Source organism: Pseudalgibacter alginicilyticus (assembly GCF_001310225.1).
GTDB lineage: Bacteria > Bacteroidota > Bacteroidia > Flavobacteriales > Flavobacteriaceae > Pseudalgibacter > Pseudalgibacter alginicilyticus.
This window is the reverse complement of record NZ_CP012898.1, coordinates 590,243-610,863: the sequence shown is the minus strand read 5'-3', so window position 1 is coordinate 610,863 and position 20,621 is coordinate 590,243. Positions and strand designations below refer to the sequence as shown.

Below are 20,621 nucleotides of genomic sequence, written 5' to 3'. Positions count from 1 at the left end.
CAAAGGTATTGCTATTTTAAAGATTCCAAACAATTAAGTTTTTGGTCTTCTTTTATTTTTGAATTTAGTAAAGGATAAGTAATTATGTAAAGTGGTAATCCCAAAATAAACGTTATTGGATTTGGAAACTTTGATTTTTCTGTGATATGCTTATAAAATTTAGATAAGTTTATAAACGATTTAATATAATATATGATGTATAAAGCAAATGCTACCAAACTTAATTGAATAGAGGCTAATGATAAAGATGGTAATTTATTATTTTTAAATACAAAAAAGAGTACTAAAAGTATAATACCAACACTATACAAAATAATGGAGAATTTTGAGAGATTGGAATAATCAGAAGCTATGGTTTGTGTTTTTTTATAATCTTGATTAAAAACAACACCATCATTTAATAGGTTTTCATAAGTTTTTCCACGACTGTTTAAAATCTTGATGGCTTCAAAACGACTGCTTTCTTCATAATCATAATTACTGTAATTTTTTATGATATCAATTAGTTTATCGTGTTTGAATCTGTGAAAATCAGAATAATCAGGAGCTTCCTCTTCAGATTTTATTTTAAAAAGTCTTTTTATAGGCTCAATAATATTTCCAATTTCAAATAAGCCTTTATCAGCAGTAGCTCTTCGCGTCAAAAATATACTCAAAGGCAGCATAACCAATGTAGCAAACCAAGTTGCAAAAACAGGATTTAGTGTGCCATCTTTTGAGCTATTGGTAGCAAAGATGCCCATAAAATGGTAAGTTAAAAACAGTAAAACGGCTATAACCATTGGGAGGCCAAGTCCTCCTTTTCGAATTAAAGCACCAAGAGGTGCGCCAACAAAAAATAAAATAATACAAGCAAATCCCAATGCTAATTTTTCATGTAAGGAAATGATGTGCCTGTTTAATAATATAGTGGATATTTTTTTGGAGGTTTTTTGAGTTGTTAATATGGATGGTGTAGCTCTTACTGAATTTGAAGCTATGTCTAATAATGCAATTTTTTGGCTATAATCAAATAAGTCTAAAATGTTTCCTGTAAAAATAGAATCCTTAGTTTTTTTATTTTGATTTTTTCTAAGAGAAACAATCCCAGATCTAATTTGAAGTTGTCTAGAAAAGTTTTTTAAAGATTCGTTTTCTTTTTTTACAAGTGAGTCTATTGTGTAATCTAAGTCGCTTATATTTAACATATTATACCTGTTGGTGTAACTTTTGTCATCTATGTCAACTTCACCATTAATTTGAGACAAATCAATATTAATGGTGTATTTGTCAAATTTACTTTTTGTAAATGGATACTTTTCTCTTGCTTTTAAACTTTTTGGGGTATGATCTTTATAATAGTTTCCATCAAAAAGATTCAATTTTAAAACATCTGAGTTTTCTTCGCTTAATAATTCGCCAGTTTTAGCTTTAATAACAGCTTTATCTTGCTTTATATGAATTATGACATCTTTTAAATATTGCCCTTTATCTCCACTCTTTTCTTCAACTTTTATATTATAAGTTTCAATTTCGTTAAATTGCCCTTCGGCAATGGCCATGGCGGGTTGCACTTTGGCTATGTTTTTACGAAGATTATAAAAATTAAAGTTTGCCCAAGGTATAATACTATTAGCAATGAAAAAAACAAAAACAGCTAAGGCTACAATAAATACGCTAAGTCCAGACATGGCTCTTTGCAATGAAATACCTGTTGACTTCATAGCGGCAAACTCGTAATTTTCAGCAAAATTACCAAACACCATGATAGATGTTAAAAGTATGGTTAATGGAACTATTAAAGGCATTAACGTAGGTGTAACATACGTTAAAAATTTAAAAATAACAGTTATTGCTAAATCTTTTCCTGCAAGCTCTTTTATATAGAGCCAAACAGATTGTAAAATAAAAATAAGCATGAGTATTAAAAACACGCTTATAAAAGTCCGAAGATAAGTGGTTAGTATGTATTTGTCTAGTATTTTCACGGGGAATTAAAACCTCTAATCTAATTTGTTGATGTAATAATTTTTATATTTATTGACATCAAAGGTAAATAAGGTTTTTGACAAAGGCTCGTTTGTTTTAAAAGAATTAACCGTTAAAGTAGTTTTGGTGTTGTTCTTTCCAATTTGTATTAAATTATAAATGTGTTTGGTTTGCGAATCAATTCCTAAAAGAATGTATTTAATTTCAGAATTAGAGTCAATTGGGGTTAGTTTTACATACTGAATTTTACGTCCTTTAATGTTTTGTTCAATATCCATAGCGTAGGTGTATCCATCTTGGTAAAATGACAACATTTTGCTTGGTGTAATGGAGTCTTCATCATCATTATTGGATTTTGATATTGTAACCTCTTCATCTTCTGGGCTAATGTTGTAAAGAGTGCTACCGTCAAAAATACGGGTAACACCAAGGATATTTAATTTGTACTTGTCTCCTTCAAGTATCACATCACCTTTTGTTTCTTGCTTAATGTTTTCAGAGGTGTTTTCTAAAGTGTATTTGAAATCAATTGAAATGTTTTCATATTTTTTAACAATATTAGACACTTCGGTTAGTAGTTGTTTGCCTTTATTGGTTTGGGCAATACCGTTAAAACTTATCAGTACTATTAGAATTGTAAGAATATTCTTCATTTTCACTATTTATATATTAAGTAATTTCATTTTCTAAAAAGGCATCTAAAGCTGCTAAATCTGTTATTAAAACTTGTCTTGCTTTACTGCCTTCAAAAGGTCCAACAATACCAGCGGCTTCCAATTGATCAATAATCCTGCCAGCCCTATTGTAGCCTAATTTTAATTTTCTTTGTAATAAAGAAGCTGAACCTTGTTGAGCAGTAACTATTACTATGGCAGCATCTTTAAATAACTTATCTCTATCTGATACATCTATATCAAGACTTGTGCCACTTTCTTCTCCAATGTACTCTGGCAATAAATAAGCGTCTGGATAAGCTTTTTGCGAACCAATGTATTCTGTTATTTTTTCAACTTCAGGGGTGTCAACGAATGCACATTGTACTCTAATAACATCATTACCTTGTGTGTAAAGCATATCACCACGACCTATTAATTGGTCAGCTCCTGAACCGTCTAAAATTGTACGGGAGTCAATTTTTGAAGTCACTCTAAACGCAATACGGGCAGGAAAATTAGCCTTAATAATACCTGTAATTACATTAACAGAAGGTCGTTGTGTTGCTATAATTAAATGTATGCCAATAGCACGTGCTAATTGAGCTAAACGTGCAATTGGTGTTTCAACCTCTTTGCCAGCTGTCATAATCAAATCAGCAAACTCATCAACCACTAAAACAATATATGGTAAAAATTGGTGACCATCATTTGGATTTAATTTACGAGCTTTAAATTTTGCATTATATTCTGCAAGGTTACGGCACATGGCGTTTTTTAGCAATTCATAACGATTATCCATCTCAATACATAATGAGTTTAATGTATTGATAACTTTCGTGTTATCTGTTATAATGGCCTCTTCACTGTCAGGGAGTTTTGCTAAATAATGGCGTTCTATTTTATTAAAAAGTGTTAGTTCTACCTTTTTAGGATCTACCAAAATAAACTTAACTTCTGCAGGATGCTTACTATATAATAGAGAGGTTAAAACCGCATTTAAACCAACAGATTTACCTTGACCTGTTGCACCAGCCATTAGTAGGTGAGGCATTTTAGCTAAATCTACCACAAAGGTTTCGTTACTTATAGTTTTTCCTAAGGCAATAGGAAGTTGCATTTCTGAAGTCTGAAACTTTTTTGAAGCAATTACTGAACGCATAGAAACAATGGTAGCGTTTTGATTTGGTACTTCAATACCAATGGTCCCTTTTCCTGGAATGGGAGCAATAATACGAATACCTAATGCGGACAAGGATAGTGCGATATCATCTTCTAAATTTTTAATTTTAGAAATACGAATACCTGCTTCAGGTACAATTTCATAAAGTGTTACTGTAGGGCCAATGGTGGCTTTGATACTAGCTATGCCTATGTTATAATTTTTAAGGGTATCTACAATTCTGTTTTTGTTTTCCTCAAGCTCTTCTTGATTAATAGTGATGCCTTCGGAACCGTATTTTTTAAGTAAATCTAAAGGAGGAAATTGATAGTTGCTTAATTCTAAGGTAGGGTCAAATTGTCCAAAATCCTCTACTAATTTGTTAGCAAGATTATCTGTTTCAGATAATTCTTCTTCAATTTCTTCTACTTTAATTTCTAATTCATTATCTATTTCTGTTTTAAGTGTAGATTTAACTTTTTGTGAAGATGATTTTTTTACTGGTTCAGTAGTTTTTTCTTCAGACTTTACAGGAATATCAAAAGCGGTTTTTATTGTTTTAGCTTCTTCAGATAGGTTATTGTCAATAGGAACCATATAGTCTTCATCTGCCTCAGAAAAGTCATTTTTAATTTTACTTTTAGTGGATTTAAAAAATAGTATAAAACTATCGGCTGTGAGTTTAAAACGAATAGCAGCATAGGTAATTAATCCAAATAAAAGGAGGAGTGATGTTCCAATTTTTCCTATATAGTCTTGTAAATAACTATTAATTTCAAAACCAACCGCACCTCCAAAAAGTCCGTTTTTGTGTCCAAAAAAACCAAAAAATATAGAAAACCAAGTCATAATTAGTAATCCCCAGAACCAATGTTTTCTAAGTTTTGATTTTTCTTTATTTAATAGTACATATATACCAGATAAGAATAATAAACCAGAAATTATAAATGAGGATATTCCAAAACCGCGATTCATGAAAAAATCACTTAACCAAGCACCAGATTTACTTAACCAATTTTGAGTTTTAACCTTGCGGGATGCAAACTCAGACAGGGTACTTTGGTCAGCATCGCCAGTAAAAAAATAAGATACAAATGCAATACATAATAAAATTCCAAAGATGACTAAAAAACTACCTAAAACAAGGTTTTGTTGGCTAGATAGTTTTAGACTTGGAAGCTTAAACTTTTTGCTTGTAGGTTTAGCTGTGTTTTTTTTCTTCGCCATTAATGGTTTTTGGTTTCTAATTGGGATTCTGAAAATAAGTTTAGAACAGAATCATTTTTACGATTCAGCAAAAATACAAATTACTAATGGTAACGAAACTTTATTTTTAAAAATTGCAAGAAGAAATAAATCGTTTAAAAAACTTTTGGAATGTAAATAATTAAACCAATAATGATAGCAAACATTGATGCGATAAAAACAGCCCCAGCTGCCACATCTTTGATTAAGCCTATTTTTTTATGATGTTCGGGATGAATAAAATCTGCAATTTCCTCAATAGCAGTATTTATGCCCTCAGCAGTCATAACCAATCCAATAGCTAAAAATTGTACAAGCCACTCTGTATTAGAAATTTGAAAATAGAAACCTGTAACTGTAACAAAAACAGCAATAACAAATTGTATTTTAATACTGGCTTCAGTTTTAATAAGTATATATGCACCTTTAAAAGCGAAGCCAATACTTTTTAATCTATTGACAAGAAAAGATTCTTTTTTTGTCATTTAATTAGATAAAGCTTCAAGTGCCGCTTTGTAATTTGGTTCGTCAACAGTTTCGCTAACTTGTTCTGTATATTTTATAGTACCATTTTCATCTAAAACAATTACGCTTCTTGAATGTAATGTTTCTAAAGGCCCTGTTACAAAATCTAAGCCATAGGTTTTTCCAAAACTACCATCTTTAAAGTCTGATAGGCTTATGACATTATCTAAACCTTCAGATCCGCAAAAGCGAGCGTGAGCAAACGGTAAATCACGAGAAATACATAATACTTTAGTGTTTTTTAATTCGCTTGCCTCTTTGTTAAACTCTCTAACAGATTGTGCACATGTACCAGTATCTACACTCGGAAAGATGTTTAAAACAACTTTACTTCCTTTAAAATCACTTAAAGTTTTAGTAGATAAATCAGTGGCTGTTAATTTAAAATCAGGAGCCTCACTTCCAATTGTAGGTAAGTTTCCAGATGTTTCTATTTTATTTCCTTTTAAGGTTACTGTAGCCATTTTGTATGTTTTTAAATTTTAGATAAAAGTACTAATTAAATAAGAATAAGAAAGAAATCAGTATGATGATTTTTATGTATAGCGTTAAGAAAATGTTAAACAAAGTCTTTTTTTAATATAGCCAATACTTTGCCGTAAGCATGCAATGAGGTAAACATAAAACTCTAATTTGTGATTAGCAATCACAAAATATTAATTATGGTAAAGTTTGCTTTGTCAATTAGGTTAAAAACACAACCCCATTTTTTTTAAAACACTAAGGGTTTGTTTGGTATATAAGTTTTACCAATTTAAATATAGGATATAATAATTAAAGAAGATGATTTGTTTTGCTTGTAAATTATTAAATTTATGGAATATTGCTTAAACCAGTTAAAATTTAAAAACTAAAAATATGGATGATTCAAAAATGGGAAAATGCCCCTTTATGCATGGTGGTAATACAGCTACCGAAAAGTCGGTGACAGATTGGTGGCCAAATACTTTAAACCTCGATATTTTACACCAACATGATAGTAAAACAAATCCATTAGGGAAAGATTTTAACTACCGTGATGCATTGAAAGAGTTGGATGTTGAAGGTCTAAAAAAAGACTTGCATGATTTAATGACGGATAGTCAAGACTGGTGGCCTGCAGATTGGGGGCACTACGGAGGTTTAATGATTCGTATGTCATGGCATGCTGCAGGAACCTACAGAATTGCAGATGGTCGTGGGGGTGGTGGAACGGGAAGCCAACGTTTTGCACCATTAAATTCTTGGCCAGACAATGTGAGTTTAGACAAAGCAAGAAGACTCCTTTGGCCAATAAAGAAAAAATATGGCAATAAAGTAAGTTGGTCTGATTTAATTATTTTGGCAGGCACTATTGCTTATGAAAGCATGGGGTTAAAAACTTATGGATTTGCTTTTGGACGCGAAGATGTTTGGCATCCAGAAAAAGATACGTATTGGGGAGCAGAAAAAGAATGGTTGGCACCTAGTGACGAGCGTTATACAAATGTTGATAGCCCTGATACAATGGATAATCCTTTGGCGGCTGTACAAATGGGTTTAATTTATGTTAATCCTGAAGGAGTAAATGGTAAGCCAGACCCGTTAAAAACAGGAGCGCAAGTTCGTGAAACTTTTAAAAGAATGGCTATGAATGATGAGGAAACAGTTGCCTTAACCGCAGGAGGTCATACAGTTGGTAAAATGCATGGAAATGGTGATGCAAGTATATTGGGGGCTGATCCTGAAGCTGGAGAAATAGAAGATCAAGGTTTTGGATGGTCTAATCCCACAAGAACTGGTGTGGGTGCTGATACTGTAACTAGTGGTTTGGAAGGAGCGTGGACAACCCATCCTACCAAATGGGATAATGGTTTTTTTGAAATGTTGTTTAACCATGAATGGGAATCCAGAAAAAGTCCTGCAGGAGCTTGGCAATGGGAGCCTATAAGTATTAAGGAAGAAGATAAGCCTGTAGATGTTGAGAATCCTTTAATTCGCCATAATCCAGCAATGACTGATGCAGATATGGCTATGAAAGTAGATCCTATTTATAAGGAAATATCGTTAAAATTTAAAAATGACTTTGAAGCGTTTTCAGATGCTTTTGCTCGGGCATGGTTTAAATTAACACACCGTGATATGGGACCTAAAGAGCGTTATTTTGGTCCAGACGTACCTGAAGAAGATTTAATTTGGCAGGATCCTATACCAAAAGGAAAAACTGATTACGATGTTGATGCCGTAAAAGTTAAAATATCCAATTCAGGTTTGAGCATTTCAGAAATGGTTTCAACTGCTTGGGATAGTGCTCGAACATTTAGAGGATCTGATTTTAGAGGTGGTGCTAATGGCGCAAGAATTCGATTGGCACCTCAAAAAGATTGGGAAGGAAATGAACCTGAAAAACTTTCAAGAGTATTATCTATTCTTGAGCCTATAGCAAAAGAGTTTGGAATTAGTATAGCAGATACCATTGTGTTGGCAGGAAATGTAGGTGTAGAGCAAGCTGCAAAAAATGCTGGTTTTAATGTTTCGGTGCCATTTTCTACTGGGCGTGGAGATGCAACCCAAGAAATGACTGATGTTGAATCTTTTGAACCTTTGGAACCAATTGCTGATGGTTATAGAAATTGGTTAAAGAAAGATTATGTGGTAAGTTCAGAAGAGCTTATGTTGGATCGTACTCAACTGATGGGGTTGACTGCTCCAGAAATGACAGTTTTAATGGGAGGGATGCGTATGCTTGGTACTAATTATGGAGGTACTAAACACGGGGTATTTACTGATAATGTAGGAGCTTTAACTAATGATTTTTTTGTAAATCTTACAGACATGTCTTATAAATGGAAGCCTGTTGCAAATGGAGTTTATGAAATTTGTAATCGTAAAACAGGTGAAATTAAATGGACAGCAACAAGAATTGACCTTGTTTTCGGATCAAATTCTATATTAAGAGCTTATTCGGAGGTATATGCTCAAGACGATAGCAAAGAAAAATTTGTAAATGATTTTGTTAGCGCTTGGACTAAAGTGATGAATTTAGATAGATTTTGATATACTTAAAATTAAAGTAAACAAAAAAAGCCACTTTTCTAATTATGAAAAGTGGCTTTTTTTAATACCTTATCTTTTTGATTATTTATCAATTGAACCTAAAACCCTTTTCATGAAATTGTTAAGAGCTTCTTTTGTTGGAGTACCGTCTTTTATCATTTTATTGACTTCAATAGCACCATACATATTAGAAATAAGTTCTCCGATAACATCTAATTCTTCATCTTTTAAAGATGAGACTTCGGTTAAAGCTTCTAAAGTTTCAATGGTTTCAAGAACGAAATCTTCATCGTTTTCCTCTATAAATTGCGTTAGATGTTTTATTACTGGTAATTTCATATTAATATTTTTTATGTTTCTTGAAAAAATGAAAACCCTTACTAACCTTATAAAACTTCGCTAACTAATTCTTTTAAAGCATCCAATTTATTGGTTTGTATTTGGTTTACAAATTTGCCACTTTTAAAAGTAGCAAATGTTGGTAAATTGTCAACCGTAGCAAGTTTTCTTGATTCTGGAAACTTTTCGGCATCCGCAATTACAAACACAACATTTTCATTTTCTGAAGCTAATTTTTTAAATTTAGGTTTCATAATTCTACAATTTCCGCACCATGTAGCAGAATATTGAACAATTACAGTGTCATTATCAGAAATGATTTCGCCTAAATTATCTTGGTCTATTTCATTTACCATAATTTTATTTTTTATGTTTTAATAAACTTGTCAGGATTTGATAGCCTAACAAGTTTATTAAAAATGTTTATAATTAATGAGAAGCTAAATATGCTGCTGTTCCTTTGGCATTTGGAGACATTGCGTCTTTGCCTTCTTCCCAATTTGCAGGGCAAACTTCACCTTTTTCTTGAACATGAGTTAAGGCATCAACCAAACGAATATATTCTCCAACATTTCTACCTAAAGGCATATTATTGATACTTTCGTGTTGTACAATACCGTCTTCATCAATAATATAAGTAGCTCTGTAAGTAACGTTATCTCCTTCAACTTGAACTGTTCCAGTTTCTTCGTCAAATTTTTCGTTAGTGATATCTAAAATGCCTAAAATACTTGATAGATTTCTGTTGCTGTCTGCCAAAATTGGGTAGGTTACGCCTTCAATACCTCCATTATCTTTAGCTTGGCTTAACCATGCAAAGTGTACTTCTGGAGTATCACAAGACGCTCCAATCACAATAGTGTTGCGTTTTTCGAATTCTGGTAATGCAGCTTGAAATGCATGTAACTCTGTTGGACATACAAAAGTAAAATCCTTTGGGTACCAAAACAATACTACTTTTTTCTTTTTGTTAACTGCTTCTTCAAGAACGTTTACTTTAAAAGTATCGCCCATATCATTCATTGCGTCAACGTTTAAATCTGGGAATTTTTTTCCTACTAATGCCATGTGTTTTTTATTTATATGTTACTGTTATTTTTAATACAGCAAATATAATATTCAAAGGGCGATTTGGGATAAAAACAAAATCTTAATTATTTATGTTTTAATAAATTTTATTTATGACAAACTTGAATAAAGATAATTTAAATTTATTTCGAAGAGATTTGCTTAATTTTTATTGAAAAGGCTGCAAAAATAAGAGTCATGATAGGGCTTAACCAATTAAATATGGCAAAGACAAAATACTCACTTACACTTACACCCAATACACCTGACTGATAAGCTCCACAGCCATTCCAAGGTATTAAAACAGATGTTACTGTACCAGAATCTTCTAAGGTTCTACTTAAGTTTTGAGGTGCTAACCCTTTATCTTTATATGCTTTTTTAAACATTTTTCCAGGTATAACAATGGCTAAATATTGGTCTGAGGCTATAATATTTAAACCAATACAACTAATAACTGTACTACTAAATAATCCAAAAACAGAAGATGCTATTGATAATAAAGATTTGGTTATTCTGGCCAATGCTCCAATGCCATCCATAATACCTCCAAAAATCATGGCGCAAACTACAAGATATATGGTCCATAACATACCTTTCATACCTCCTGAAGAAAAGAGATCGTAAAGTTTTTCATTGTCCGTTTCTATTTGAGTATCACTAAATATAGATGAAACTATAGAATCAAGTTTTGAGTCTCCTAATTTTGTTAATAATTCAGGTTGAAAAATATAAGCAAAAATAATAGCCCCAATAACTCCCGTACTTAAAGCAATAAGGGGTTTGGTTTTTAATAAAATAAGAACGACTACAGCAATGGGGACTAAAAACAGCCAAGGAGATATATTGAAGGTGTTTTTTATTGAATTTAACAAATCTGTAATATCTACATTTCCTGATGTTTCGATAAAAACACTTAACAGAGAAAACACTATAAGTGTTACTATAATTGTTGGAACTGTTGTAATAGACATATACCTAATATGGGTAAATAAATCTGTTTCAGCAATGGCGGGTGCTAAATTGGTTGTATCGCTTAAAGGAGACATTTTGTCTCCAAAATATGCACCTGAAATAACGGCACCGGCAATCATACCAGTATGAATTCCCAATACAGATCCAATACCAATTAATGCTATTCCTACGGTTGCAGACGTAGTCCAAGAGCTTCCTGTTGCAATAGATATAATAGAACAAATAATAACACATGCTGGCAGAAATATGCTTGGATTTAATACCTGTAAGCCATAATAAATCATGGTAGGTATGATGCCGCTAACTAACCAAATACCAGCTAATGCACCAACTAAAAACAGAATTAAAATAGGAGTAAAAACACTTTTTAAGTTTTCCCATATTTCTGCTATGACTCTTGAAGACGGTACTTTATTAAAAAAACCAATTACAATGGCAGTAAATCCGCTAAAAAGTAATAAAATTTGGATGGTATATGTGCCTAACCATTCTTGGTCTTCAACAAAAAATATATTAAACGCGAGTAAGCTTATTAAAATAAAAACAGGAATTAGCGCTTCCCATATGTTTAATTCTCTGTTTTTAATTGTTTTTTTAGTGTCAGTTTTTATTTTGGAATGGTTATTCTCGTCTTCCATACAACATTTTTAAGATTTGTAATGTTACGATTTTGATTAGTATTCTGCAAATACAAGGACTAATTGCTTGTTTTTTATAAGGATTTGTAGATTAAAGTAAAAATGTCTAATAAATATAAAATGATTAGGGGGTAATTTTGATGAAATTTAATCCATATAATTACATCTAGCTTTTCAGTACTTCCAAATTGTTATAAACAAGCATTCCAAATTGGGTCTTTTGGAGGCGGAGCAGAAATTTTGATGGGCTCTTTTTTAACGGGATGTTCAAATGCAATATGTCTTGCGTGTAAATGAATACTAGCATCGGGATTACTTCTATTAAAACCATATTTTAAATCACCTTTTATAGTGCAACCAATATTTGATAGTTGTGATCTTATTTGATGATGCCTGCCAGTTTCTAAATTAACTTCCAACAAATAATAATTGTCTAATTTATTTATTGTTTTATAGTGAAGAATCGCTTTTTTGCTATCTTTTATTTCTTTTGTATGTGCTGTAGATTTATTGTTTTTAGGGTTCTTTTTTAACCAATGAATGAGTTTGTCTTCAGTTTTTGGTGGTTTATTTTTAACAACTGCCCAATAGGTTTTATGAATGTTTTTAGAAACAAACAAAGCATTTAAACGAGGCAAAACTTTACTAGTTCGTGCAAAAACCACAATACCTGTAGTAGGGCGGTCCAATCGATGTACCACACCTAAATACACATTGCCGGGTTTATTATACTTTTCAGCTATGTATTCCTTAACCACATCACTTAAAGGTTTGTCACCTGTTTTGTCTCCTTGCACAATATCACCTGCACGTTTGTTTATAATTATAATATGATTGTCTTCATAAAGAACTTGGAGATTTGATTTGTTAGATAAAACCTTAGACATGTTTCGTTAATTGTAATGTTAGAATCTTTAAATCATATGAATGATTTATTCAAATCTATATAGTGTTTAATTTTTTAAATTTAGATGTCTCTATAATCACTTTGGAAAGAAATAAACTTTGAGATTCTAAAATTAATATTGCTCATTATCATTAGGGAATTCCAAGCTTTTTACATCATCTACATATTTTGATATAGCTTTAGTCATGTCTTCATATAAATTTAAATATCGACGTAAAAAACGCGGATTGAATTCGTGGGTCATTCCTAACATATCATGGAGTACTAAAACTTGTCCGTCTACACCATTTCCAGCACCAATACCAATAATGGGGATACTTACACTTTCAGCAACTTTTTTAGCAAGTTTAGCAGGAATTTTTTCAAGTACAATTCCAAAACAACCAATGCGTTCTAACATTTGAGCGTCTTCAATTAAATTTAAAGCTTCTTGCTCTTCTTTAGCCCGAACCGTGTAAGTTCCAAATTTATATATAGATTGTGGCGTTAAACCTAAATGTCCCATAACAGGAATTCCTGCATTTAAAATGCGTTTAATGGATTCTTTAATTTCTTTACCGCCTTCCATTTTAACAGAATGTGCACCACTTTCTTTCATGATTCTAATAGCAGAACGTAAGGCTTCCTTAGGGTCACTTTGATAACTGCCAAAGGGTAAATCTACAACAACTAATGCGCGGTCTATAGCCCGAACTACCGAAGATGCATGGTAAATCATTTGATCTAAAGTAATTGGCAATGTTGTTTCGTGACCCGCCATAACATTACTTGCAGAATCGCCTACCAAAATAATGTCAATGCCAGCGCCGTCTACAATTTTTGCCATGGTATAATCATAAGCGGTAAGCATGGATATTTTTTCGCCGTTGGCTTTCATATCCACTAAAGTTTTTACAGTAATACGTTTATATTCTTTTTTAGCTGTTGACATATTTTAATTTTTTAAGCACGTAAAAGTACTAAATATATTGGAGCTACATCGTAATGAACAGTGTTTTGTATTGAATCTAATTTTTTTACTGATGCTTATAAACAACCTCCTTTAAAGTGTTATAAAGTACGGTTTTCAGGTTGTGATTCATAGTATTATGATTCGAGAATTTTTGATTAACTTCTAATTCGATACCTAAATAGTTCTCAGGGAATTTTTTACGTAAATATGAGGTAAAACCATCAGCTTTGCCTAAATAAGGATAATTATATCGAATAGTGAAGTTTGAATCCTGTTCTTTTAAAATGCTTTTAAACTGTTTGCAAAAAAACTTTTCTTCTTTTTTAGAAGTGTCGAATAGTAAACCGATATCGCAATTTCTTTCCATTTTATTTAAAACGGGGGTAAAAGAATGAATAGATATATGAACAACTCGTTGATTGGTATTTAAATAGCTGATTATTTTAGATTCAATGTTGTTCCTATATGGTTCATAATACGTTTTTATTATGGTGTTTTTTTCTGTTTTTGATAATTGTTTTGTGAATTTTGAAAACACATTAGGATGGTGTAATGAACGATTTAATTCAATCAATAATCGACTTGTTTTACTGTATTTTGAATAATTTGAAAGCGGTTTTAGTTTTTGAAAAATATTTAGAGCACCTAAATCATATCCTTGATGTGAACATAATGTGTTTTCTGCATTTTTGAAAAAAGAAAGGTACTTTTCAGGAATATGATTGCCTCCGTGTTCGCAAGTAATTATTAGTTTCATGATGGAAACAGGGTGTTTTCTTGCAGACAATTTGCTAATTGGTTATAAATTTTTATAATATTTAATTCTGAAAAATCTCCTTTAACTGCGTTTAAAATACGTGTTGCTAAAGTGCCTTTGTTTAAAATTAAATCAATGGCTTCATAGTGAGATTTATCCATAGTAGGTTTTGCTAATTCATATAAATGTTTCCAGATGTTTTGAACATTAACAGCTTTTTCAATTCCAAATAATTTTAAATACTCTAAATTTAAAATAAGATGTTGTTCACCATCTTTGATTGTTGCATTTAATATGTCAAATAAGTGGTTTTCATGCCATTTTTTTTGATTCGATAGGGGTGATAATTTTTCATAGATCAACAATTTTAAGGTTTCAACAATAAGGTTGCATATAGCAATATCTGCTTTAGGACATTCTTGGATATCTACCAATCGTATTTCAATAGCATTTCTGTCAAAACGGGCAATGGCACCTCTGGAGTTTAAAAAATGGTGATTTAAAATGTTGTTTGTGTCATATGATTTGATGGCTTTATTTATAGGTTCAAAAATGTTGGTATAATATTCTTTTTTACTAAATATTTTCTCTGGAATAATAGAACCTGTAAGTTCAGGAATTTTCTTTTGATTATTCTTATAGTATTCCAATCGGGTATCTTTGAATCCAGTTTCTTTTCCTTCGAGAATAGGAGAGCTAGCACATAAACCAGGAATTAAAGGTAGGAGAATTCTAATAGCCGCATGCAATTTTTCAAATTCTGCATCATCATAAAAAGGCAGATTTATATGTGTGCTTTGCACATTGCTCCAACCATGGCCTTGACAATTAAATATTCGATTATATAGTTCATACACTTCGCTATAACTGTGTTTCCATAATTCTGTGTCTGTTATAGGGTTCATTAAAGGGTGTGAAGCTGTGGGAAGTAATTGTGCATTTAATGGCTTTAAGATAGTATTGATTTCAATAATGTTTTGATGAAATAATTCTGATAATGCATTTAAATTTTTAGTAGGGCCATTTGTTTTTAATTCCACAACATGTCCCACAAGTTCATTGCTCCAGGCAATCCTTCCGTTTTCAATATCTGATGTTAGTTCTCCATTTTTTATGGTTAGAAGCGTATCAACAAAAGGTGTTATTTTTAGGGTTGTTTTAGAAACGAGCATATATTCAAGTTCTATTCCAATAACGTCAAATAAATGATATTTTTTACGCATGTTATTCCAATCGTTTTTTTAGTGCCATTAAAATGTCTTGATATACCAAATCGCCATAAAAGGCATCTTCTACACCAAAATCAATATTTGGGTTATCGTTAATTTCAATCACCATAGGTTTGTTGTTAACTACCTTTATATCAATGCCATAAAGTCCTTTTCCCATAAGTTTGGCAGATTTTAACGCCATATTTAAAACTTTTTTAGGCACTTTTTCTATAGCTAAACAATCTGCATTCCCGTCTTGATCGTCTTTGTCTTTGGCACTCCAATTATAAATTTGCCAATGTCCTTTGGCCATGTAGTATTTGCAAGCAAAAAAGGGTTTGTCATCAATAATACCAATACGCCAATCAAAATCTGAAGGGCAAAACTCTTGAGCGATAACCAAATCAGATTCTTTAAGCATTTCAGAAACTAAAGCATGATATTCTTCTTTGGTTTTTGCTTTTTTAACACCAAACGAAAAGGTAGAATCGGGAGCTTTTAACACACAGGGTAACCCTGTAAAACCAAGAACTTTATGTTTGTTGTTTTTATGAACAATAATGGTTTTTGGAGTGTCAATATGAGCATTTTCTAATGCTTCAGCCATATACACTTTATTACAACATTTTAAAATAGCATTTGGGTAATCTATAAGCGCTAAACCTTCCTGCTGTGCTTTTCTGGCAAAGGTGTATGCTTCATTATTTACTTCGGTACTTTGTCTAATAAAAAGAGCATCGAAAGATGGTAATCTTGATAAATCCTTTGGCTCAATAATTTCAGCGTAAATATTCATTTTTTCAGCAAGATCAATAAACCTTTTTAATGCTTTGGGGTTGCTTGGAGGAGCGGGGTCATTCGGATTGACTAAAATAGCCAAATCAAAATCTGAAGTGGTTAATTTAGGAGTGTCATAGCGTTTTTTTGAAAAATACTGATTTGCAAAATTGTGAACACTTTCTATGTGATCTAATGGGATTTCAGATTGTGAAATAGCTTTAATACTTTGAATGTGCCATTTAGTATTATGATTGAATTTAATGCGTAAAAAAGGTACTTGAAAATGTTTGTAAAACATGGTACTCAGGCCTTTGTATTTTTGAGCAACGTTCTGCCCAAAATAAATACTTAAAATAAAATCTTGTGATTTAATGTTTTTTAAACTCTGCTGAATGATATCATCAAATTCTTCAGAAACAATTTTAACAAGCTTTAAGTCTTTTAAGTCTACAATATTTTGTACGGTTGGTACAGCTATGTGTCCTCTTGCTTCTGCTAAAAGTGATACATAGTATCCTTTACTTTGGTAGGAGTAATCTTTGCAAAGGTTAAAAATACGTGCTTTTTTTAGTAAAGAAAACTCTGGATTGGTAAGGTAGTCTTGTGAAGATATAATGGTTAAATTTTCAATAGAAAAACGCCATTCTTCTGGTTGGTTAACAACAATAAATTTGTTCATTGTAAGCGCATAAATGCCATAGATATTTTAAGTAAAATTATATTATTTTTTGATTGGTTTTACATGCTTAAAAAAATATTTAAAAGTTTCTTTTTTTTGAACTTCATATCAATGAAAACAATAATATAGCACAAAAAAAGCGCCTCAATTAAGGCGCTTTTAAAAAAATTTATATTTTGGTGTTTTAGAATTGGTAACGAATACCTAAAGCAATATCAAAATCTAAATCGTTGTTGTTATAAGTATCATCGCCAAAACCAATTTCTGGTCTAAAATCCAATGATAATAATAATGGAATATCAAAATTGTATTCAATACCTATATCACCAGCAGCAAAAACAAAGGTGTCTGAAATGTCTTTTCCTCCAGGAACATCAAAACTAAAAGACCCTAGTCCGCCACCAGCACCTGCATACCAATTAAATCCTTGATCGATATTCCAAACCCATTGGTATAATCCTGCTAATTTAAATCCATTGTAATCACTTCCACTTCTCCAGCCTAAATCTGCTTCTAAACGATTGTTGCTTCCTAAAGCACGTTGGTAAGATACCTCGGCACCAAACCCATCGCTATCTCCTAATCTTAAACCAATGGCATTGTCTGCAATGTCTTGAGCATTAGAAATGAATGAGAATCCGACGAAAGCCATGGCTAATAAAAATAATTTTTTCATAAATTTTAATTTTAGTTTATTCAATAATATACGATATTTTTCACAGAAAAGACTTTTTTCTGATTCAGAATATATTTGCAAAAATAACGCCAAAAATCTATTTATCTTTAGCTTCTTTTTAGTTTTATATAAATTTTTAGCACTCATAATCTTGGAAAAACATTTAGATGTCTTAAAATCAAATCTTTCGGGTGAATTATATTTTGATGATTTAATGAAATCATTATACGCTACGGATGCGTCAGTGTATAGAATGATACCTTTAGCAGTTGCTTACCCCAAGGATAAAGAGGATATTAAAACATTAATTCAATTTGCCAAACAATATAAAATTACATTAATTCCAAGAACAGCAGGTACTTCATTGGCAGGACAATGTGTTGGAAAAGGTATTGTTGTTGATGTTTCAAAATATTTTACAGAAATTTTAAATCTTGATATAAAAAATCAAACCATTACTGTTCAGCCGGGGGTGGTTCGAGATGCTTTAAATAATTATTTAAAACCTTATGGGCTTTTTTTTGGACCCAATACTTCCACTTCAAACCGGTGTATGATAGGGGGGATGGTTGGTAATAATTCATCAGGAACAACTTCTATTAAATATGGAGTAACACGTGATAAAGTGTTGGAGTTACATACTATTTTAAGTGATGGTAGTGAGGTTGTTTTCGGTGAATTATCGAAAGAATCATTTCTACAAAAAATAAATGACAACTCTTTAGAAGGGTATATTTATAAAACTATTTATTCGGAATTTATTTCAAAAGACGTTCAGAATCAAATTATGGAGGGGTTTCCAAAGCCAGAAATTCACAGAAGAAATACGGGCTATGCTATTGACGAATTGATTAAATCAGAAGTGTTCACAGATTCTACTGAAACTTTTAATATGTGCAAACTGCTTTCTGGGAGTGAAGGTACGTTGGCATTTACAACACAAATCACTTTAAGATTGGATAAATTGCCACCCAATGAGAGTGTGATGGTCATGCCACATTTTGAGAGTATAGCATCTTGTTTGTCGGCTGTAGAGCTTTCAATGCAACATAATTTGTTTACCTGTGAAATGATGGATAAAACCATTTTGGATTGTACGAAACACAATAAAACTCAACAAGAAAACAGGACGTGTATTATTGGAGATCCCAAAGCTATATTAATGTGTGAGGTTCGAGCAAACACAAAAGAAGATGCGAAGGCACAAGCAGAAATACTGCTTAAAAGCATTAATGACTCAAAGTTAAGTTATGCCATTCCAGTGTTGATTGGAGAAGAGATTAATAAAGCTATGGAACTACGTAAGGCTGGATTGGGGTTATTAGGTAATATTGTTGGTGATAAAAAATCAGCGGCGTGTATTGAAGATACGGCTGTAGCGCTTCCAGATTTGGCAAATTATATTTCGGAATTTACACAGTTAATGAAAGGCTATGATCAAGAAGCAGTGTATTATGCTCATGCTGGAGCAGGTGAATTGCACTTACGCCCCATTTTAAATTTGAAAAAGGCTGATGATATTGTGCTATTTCGTAAAATAACCACTGATGTAGCGCACTTGGTTAAGAAATATAGAGGCTCTATGAGTGGTGAGCATGGCGATGGTATAGTTCGTGCAGAGTTTATTGAAATGCTAATAGGTACATCGAACTACAATATTCTAAAAAGGATAAAAAAAGTTTTTGATGCGGACAATATTTTTAACCAAGGTAAGATTGTAGACGCTTTTTCAATGGATGCATCATTGCGGTATGAAGTTGATAGAAAAGAACCAAAGGTAGAGACTTTGATGGATTTTTCATCATCTTTAGGGATTCTTCGAGAGGCTGAAAAATGTAACGGTTCTGGAGATTGCAGAAAATTGCCAGAGTTTGGAGGGACTATGTGTCCAAGTTATAGAGCGACAAGAAATGAAAAAGATACCACTAGAGCTCGTGCCAATGCACTGCGTGAATTTTTAACGCATTCTGATAAGCCTAACAGATTTAATCATCAAGAACTTAAAGATGTTTTTGATTTGTGCTTAAATTGTAAAGCTTGTTCAAGTGAATGCCCAAGTAGTGTAAATGTAGCGCATTTAAAAGCAGAGTTTTTATACCAATATCAGAAAGAAAATGGCGTATCATTACGTACAAAATTATTCGCTTATAACAATCAGTTAAATCAATTTGGAAGCCATTTCACAGGACTTTCAAACTTTATACTTTCTAATACGGTTACAGCTTCAATTTTAAAAAAATCGTTTAGAATAGCTAAAGAAAGAAGTTTGCCTTTGGTTTCAAATAAAAGTTTATATAATAGCATTCAATATATTGGAAATAAGTTAGTTAAATCAATTGTGATTAAAACTATTTATCTGTTTAATGATGAATTTACAAATCATTTAGACACTCAGATTGGTGTGGATGCAGTTGAGCTATTAACAGCCTTAAATTACGAAATAAAAGTGGTGAAAAATGCGGAATCTGGTCGTGCTTTTTTATCAAAAGGATTGCTTCAAAAAGCTAAAAACTTAGCTAATAAAAATGTGGCTATTTTTAAAGATGTGATTTCAGAGGCAACACCTTTAGTTGGAATAGAACCCTCTGCAATTTTAAGCTTTAAAGATGAATATATAAAGTTGGCAGATGATAAAATTTCTGCCAAAGCAATTGCTCAAAACACTTTTTTAATAGAAGAATTTATTCAAAATGAAATAGAATTAGGGCATATAAAACCTGAACAATTTACTAAGGAAGTAAAAACCATTAAATTTCATGGGCATTGCCATCAAAAGGCATTGAGTAATCAGCTTTCAAGTTTTTCCGTATTGAATTTGCCTAAAAACTATCAAGTGACTATAATTCCAAGTGGTTGTTGCGGTATGGCTGGAAGTTTTGGATATGAAAAAGAACACTATGAGGTTAGTATGCAAATAGGAGAGCAGACCTTATTCCCTGCAATTAGAAAAGCTTCTGAAGATGTTATAATTTCAGCCAATGGAATTAGTTGTAGGCATCAAATTAAGGATGGTACCCGTCGTGAGGCAAAACATCCTATTAGTATTTTAAGAGATGCATTGATTTAATTTT

17 protein-coding genes are annotated in these 20,621 nt (G+C 32.0%); 2 read left to right on the top strand and 15 right to left on the bottom strand.

Annotated elements, in window-relative coordinates:
• Positions 1-11: 11 nt before the first annotated feature.
• The 5 genes from APS56_RS02450 to tpx form a co-directional block, all read right to left on the bottom strand.
• Positions 12-1,967 carry an LptF/LptG family permease gene (locus tag APS56_RS02450; protein WP_082379226.1) on the bottom strand — a complete coding sequence of 652 codons (1,956 nt, stop codon included), beginning with the start codon at positions 1,965-1,967 and terminating at the stop codon, positions 12-14.
• Between the two features lie 15 nt (positions 1,968-1,982).
• Positions 1,983-2,621, bottom strand: a complete 639-nt coding sequence (gene lolA1, locus APS56_RS02445) for an outer membrane lipoprotein periplasmic chaperone LolA1 (protein ID WP_054724454.1) — start codon at positions 2,619-2,621, stop codon at positions 1,983-1,985.
• A gap of 16 nt (positions 2,622-2,637) precedes the next feature.
• Entirely contained in the window at positions 2,638-5,010 is a 2,373-nt protein-coding gene (locus APS56_RS02440) for a DNA translocase FtsK (RefSeq protein WP_054724452.1), read from the bottom strand.
• A 134-nt stretch (positions 5,011-5,144) separates the two neighbouring features.
• A complete protein-coding gene (locus APS56_RS02430) occupies positions 5,145-5,513 on the bottom strand; it encodes a diacylglycerol kinase family protein (protein ID WP_054724448.1) in 369 nt (122 codons plus the stop codon).
• Positions 5,514-6,017, bottom strand: coding sequence for a thiol peroxidase (tpx, locus tag APS56_RS02425; RefSeq protein WP_054724446.1), 504 nt, complete (start codon positions 6,015-6,017; stop codon positions 5,514-5,516). It abuts the gene before it with no gap.
• A gap of 394 nt (positions 6,018-6,411) precedes the next feature.
• Here tpx and katG point away from each other — a divergent pair, with 394 nt between their 5' ends.
• Positions 6,412-8,568, top strand: coding sequence for a catalase/peroxidase HPI (gene katG / locus APS56_RS02420; RefSeq protein ID WP_054724444.1), 2,157 nt, complete (start codon positions 6,412-6,414; stop codon positions 8,566-8,568).
• A gap of 81 nt (positions 8,569-8,649) precedes the next feature.
• Here katG and APS56_RS02415 read toward each other — a convergent pair whose 3' ends face one another.
• The 10 genes from APS56_RS02415 to APS56_RS02370 all read right to left on the bottom strand — a co-directional run bounded on the left by APS56_RS02415 (position 8,650) and on the right by APS56_RS02370 (position 17,550).
• Positions 8,650-8,907: a DUF6952 family protein gene (locus tag APS56_RS02415; protein WP_054724442.1), complete on the bottom strand. Its 258-nt coding sequence runs from the start codon at positions 8,905-8,907 to the stop codon at positions 8,650-8,652.
• Positions 8,908-8,954: 47 nt separating this feature from the next.
• Positions 8,955-9,263: a thioredoxin family protein gene (locus APS56_RS02410; protein WP_054724440.1), complete on the bottom strand. Its 309-nt coding sequence runs from the start codon at positions 9,261-9,263 to the stop codon at positions 8,955-8,957.
• Positions 9,264-9,336: 73 nt separating this feature from the next.
• Complete coding sequence (locus tag APS56_RS02405; protein WP_054724438.1) at positions 9,337-9,975, bottom strand: peroxiredoxin; 639 nt, start codon at positions 9,973-9,975, stop codon at positions 9,337-9,339.
• A gap of 143 nt (positions 9,976-10,118) precedes the next feature.
• Entirely contained in the window at positions 10,119-11,588 is a 1,470-nt protein-coding gene (gene nhaC, locus APS56_RS02400; protein WP_054724437.1) for a Na+/H+ antiporter NhaC, read from the bottom strand.
• A 191-nt stretch (positions 11,589-11,779) separates the two neighbouring features.
• On the bottom strand, positions 11,780-12,475 hold the full coding sequence (locus tag APS56_RS02395; RefSeq protein WP_054724434.1) for an RluA family pseudouridine synthase: 696 nt from the start codon (positions 12,473-12,475) through the stop codon (positions 11,780-11,782).
• A 132-nt stretch (positions 12,476-12,607) separates the two neighbouring features.
• Positions 12,608-13,426, bottom strand: coding sequence for a 3-methyl-2-oxobutanoate hydroxymethyltransferase (panB, locus tag APS56_RS02390; protein ID WP_054724432.1), 819 nt, complete (start codon positions 13,424-13,426; stop codon positions 12,608-12,610).
• Positions 13,427-13,511: 85 nt separating this feature from the next.
• A complete protein-coding gene (locus tag APS56_RS02385) occupies positions 13,512-14,204 on the bottom strand; it encodes an N-formylglutamate amidohydrolase (RefSeq protein ID WP_054724430.1) in 693 nt (230 codons plus the stop codon).
• Positions 14,201-15,427 (bottom strand): glutamate-cysteine ligase family protein, encoded by a 1,227-nt coding sequence (locus APS56_RS02380; RefSeq protein ID WP_054724429.1) that lies wholly within the window; start codon positions 15,425-15,427, stop codon positions 14,201-14,203. Before APS56_RS02380 ends, APS56_RS02385 begins: the two co-directional genes overlap by 4 nt.
• A 1-nt stretch (position 15,428) precedes the next feature.
• Positions 15,429-16,874, bottom strand: coding sequence for a RimK family ATP-grasp domain-containing protein (locus APS56_RS02375; RefSeq protein WP_054724426.1), 1,446 nt, complete (start codon positions 16,872-16,874; stop codon positions 15,429-15,431).
• Positions 16,875-17,058: 184 nt separating this feature from the next.
• Entirely contained in the window at positions 17,059-17,550 is a 492-nt protein-coding gene (locus tag APS56_RS02370; RefSeq protein WP_054731081.1) for a hypothetical protein, read from the bottom strand.
• Positions 17,551-17,701: 151 nt separating this feature from the next.
• Between APS56_RS02370 and APS56_RS02365 the strand changes: the two genes are divergently transcribed.
• Positions 17,702-20,617 (top strand): FAD-binding and (Fe-S)-binding domain-containing protein, encoded by a 2,916-nt coding sequence (locus tag APS56_RS02365; RefSeq protein WP_054731079.1) that lies wholly within the window; start codon positions 17,702-17,704, stop codon positions 20,615-20,617.
• Positions 20,618-20,621: the final 4 nt, after the last annotated feature.

What these genes read in the sequence shown, in the direction of transcription:
- tpx (WP_054724446.1), bottom strand. Translation starts at nt 6,017, where the DNA reads ATGGCTACAGTAACCTTAAAAGGAAATAAAATAGAAACATCTGGAAAC.
- APS56_RS02415 (WP_054724442.1), bottom strand. Translation starts at nt 8,907, where the DNA reads ATGAAATTACCAGTAATAAAACATCTAACGCAATTTATAGAGGAAAAC.
- APS56_RS02395 (WP_054724434.1), bottom strand. Translation starts at nt 12,475, where the DNA reads ATGTCTAAGGTTTTATCTAACAAATCAAATCTCCAAGTTCTTTATGAA.
- katG (WP_054724444.1), top strand. Translation starts at nt 6,412, where the DNA reads ATGGATGATTCAAAAATGGGAAAATGCCCCTTTATGCATGGTGGTAAT.
- APS56_RS02375 (WP_054724426.1), bottom strand. Translation starts at nt 16,874, where the DNA reads ATGAACAAATTTATTGTTGTTAACCAACCAGAAGAATGGCGTTTTTCT.
- lolA1 (WP_054724454.1), bottom strand. Translation starts at nt 2,621, where the DNA reads ATGAAGAATATTCTTACAATTCTAATAGTACTGATAAGTTTTAACGGT.
- APS56_RS02405 (WP_054724438.1), bottom strand. Translation starts at nt 9,975, where the DNA reads ATGGCATTAGTAGGAAAAAAATTCCCAGATTTAAACGTTGACGCAATG.
- APS56_RS02370 (WP_054731081.1), bottom strand. Translation starts at nt 17,550, where the DNA reads ATGAAAAAATTATTTTTATTAGCCATGGCTTTCGTCGGATTCTCATTC.
- APS56_RS02380 (WP_054724429.1), bottom strand. Translation starts at nt 15,427, where the DNA reads ATGCGTAAAAAATATCATTTATTTGACGTTATTGGAATAGAACTTGAA.
- nhaC (WP_054724437.1), bottom strand. Translation starts at nt 11,588, where the DNA reads ATGGAAGACGAGAATAACCATTCCAAAATAAAAACTGACACTAAAAAA.
- APS56_RS02430 (WP_054724448.1), bottom strand. Translation starts at nt 5,513, where the DNA reads ATGACAAAAAAAGAATCTTTTCTTGTCAATAGATTAAAAAGTATTGGC.
- APS56_RS02440 (WP_054724452.1), bottom strand. Translation starts at nt 5,010, where the DNA reads ATGGCGAAGAAAAAAAACACAGCTAAACCTACAAGCAAAAAGTTTAAG.
- panB (WP_054724432.1), bottom strand. Translation starts at nt 13,426, where the DNA reads ATGTCAACAGCTAAAAAAGAATATAAACGTATTACTGTAAAAACTTTA.
- APS56_RS02385 (WP_054724430.1), bottom strand. Translation starts at nt 14,204, where the DNA reads ATGAAACTAATAATTACTTGCGAACACGGAGGCAATCATATTCCTGAA.
- APS56_RS02410 (WP_054724440.1), bottom strand. Translation starts at nt 9,263, where the DNA reads ATGGTAAATGAAATAGACCAAGATAATTTAGGCGAAATCATTTCTGAT.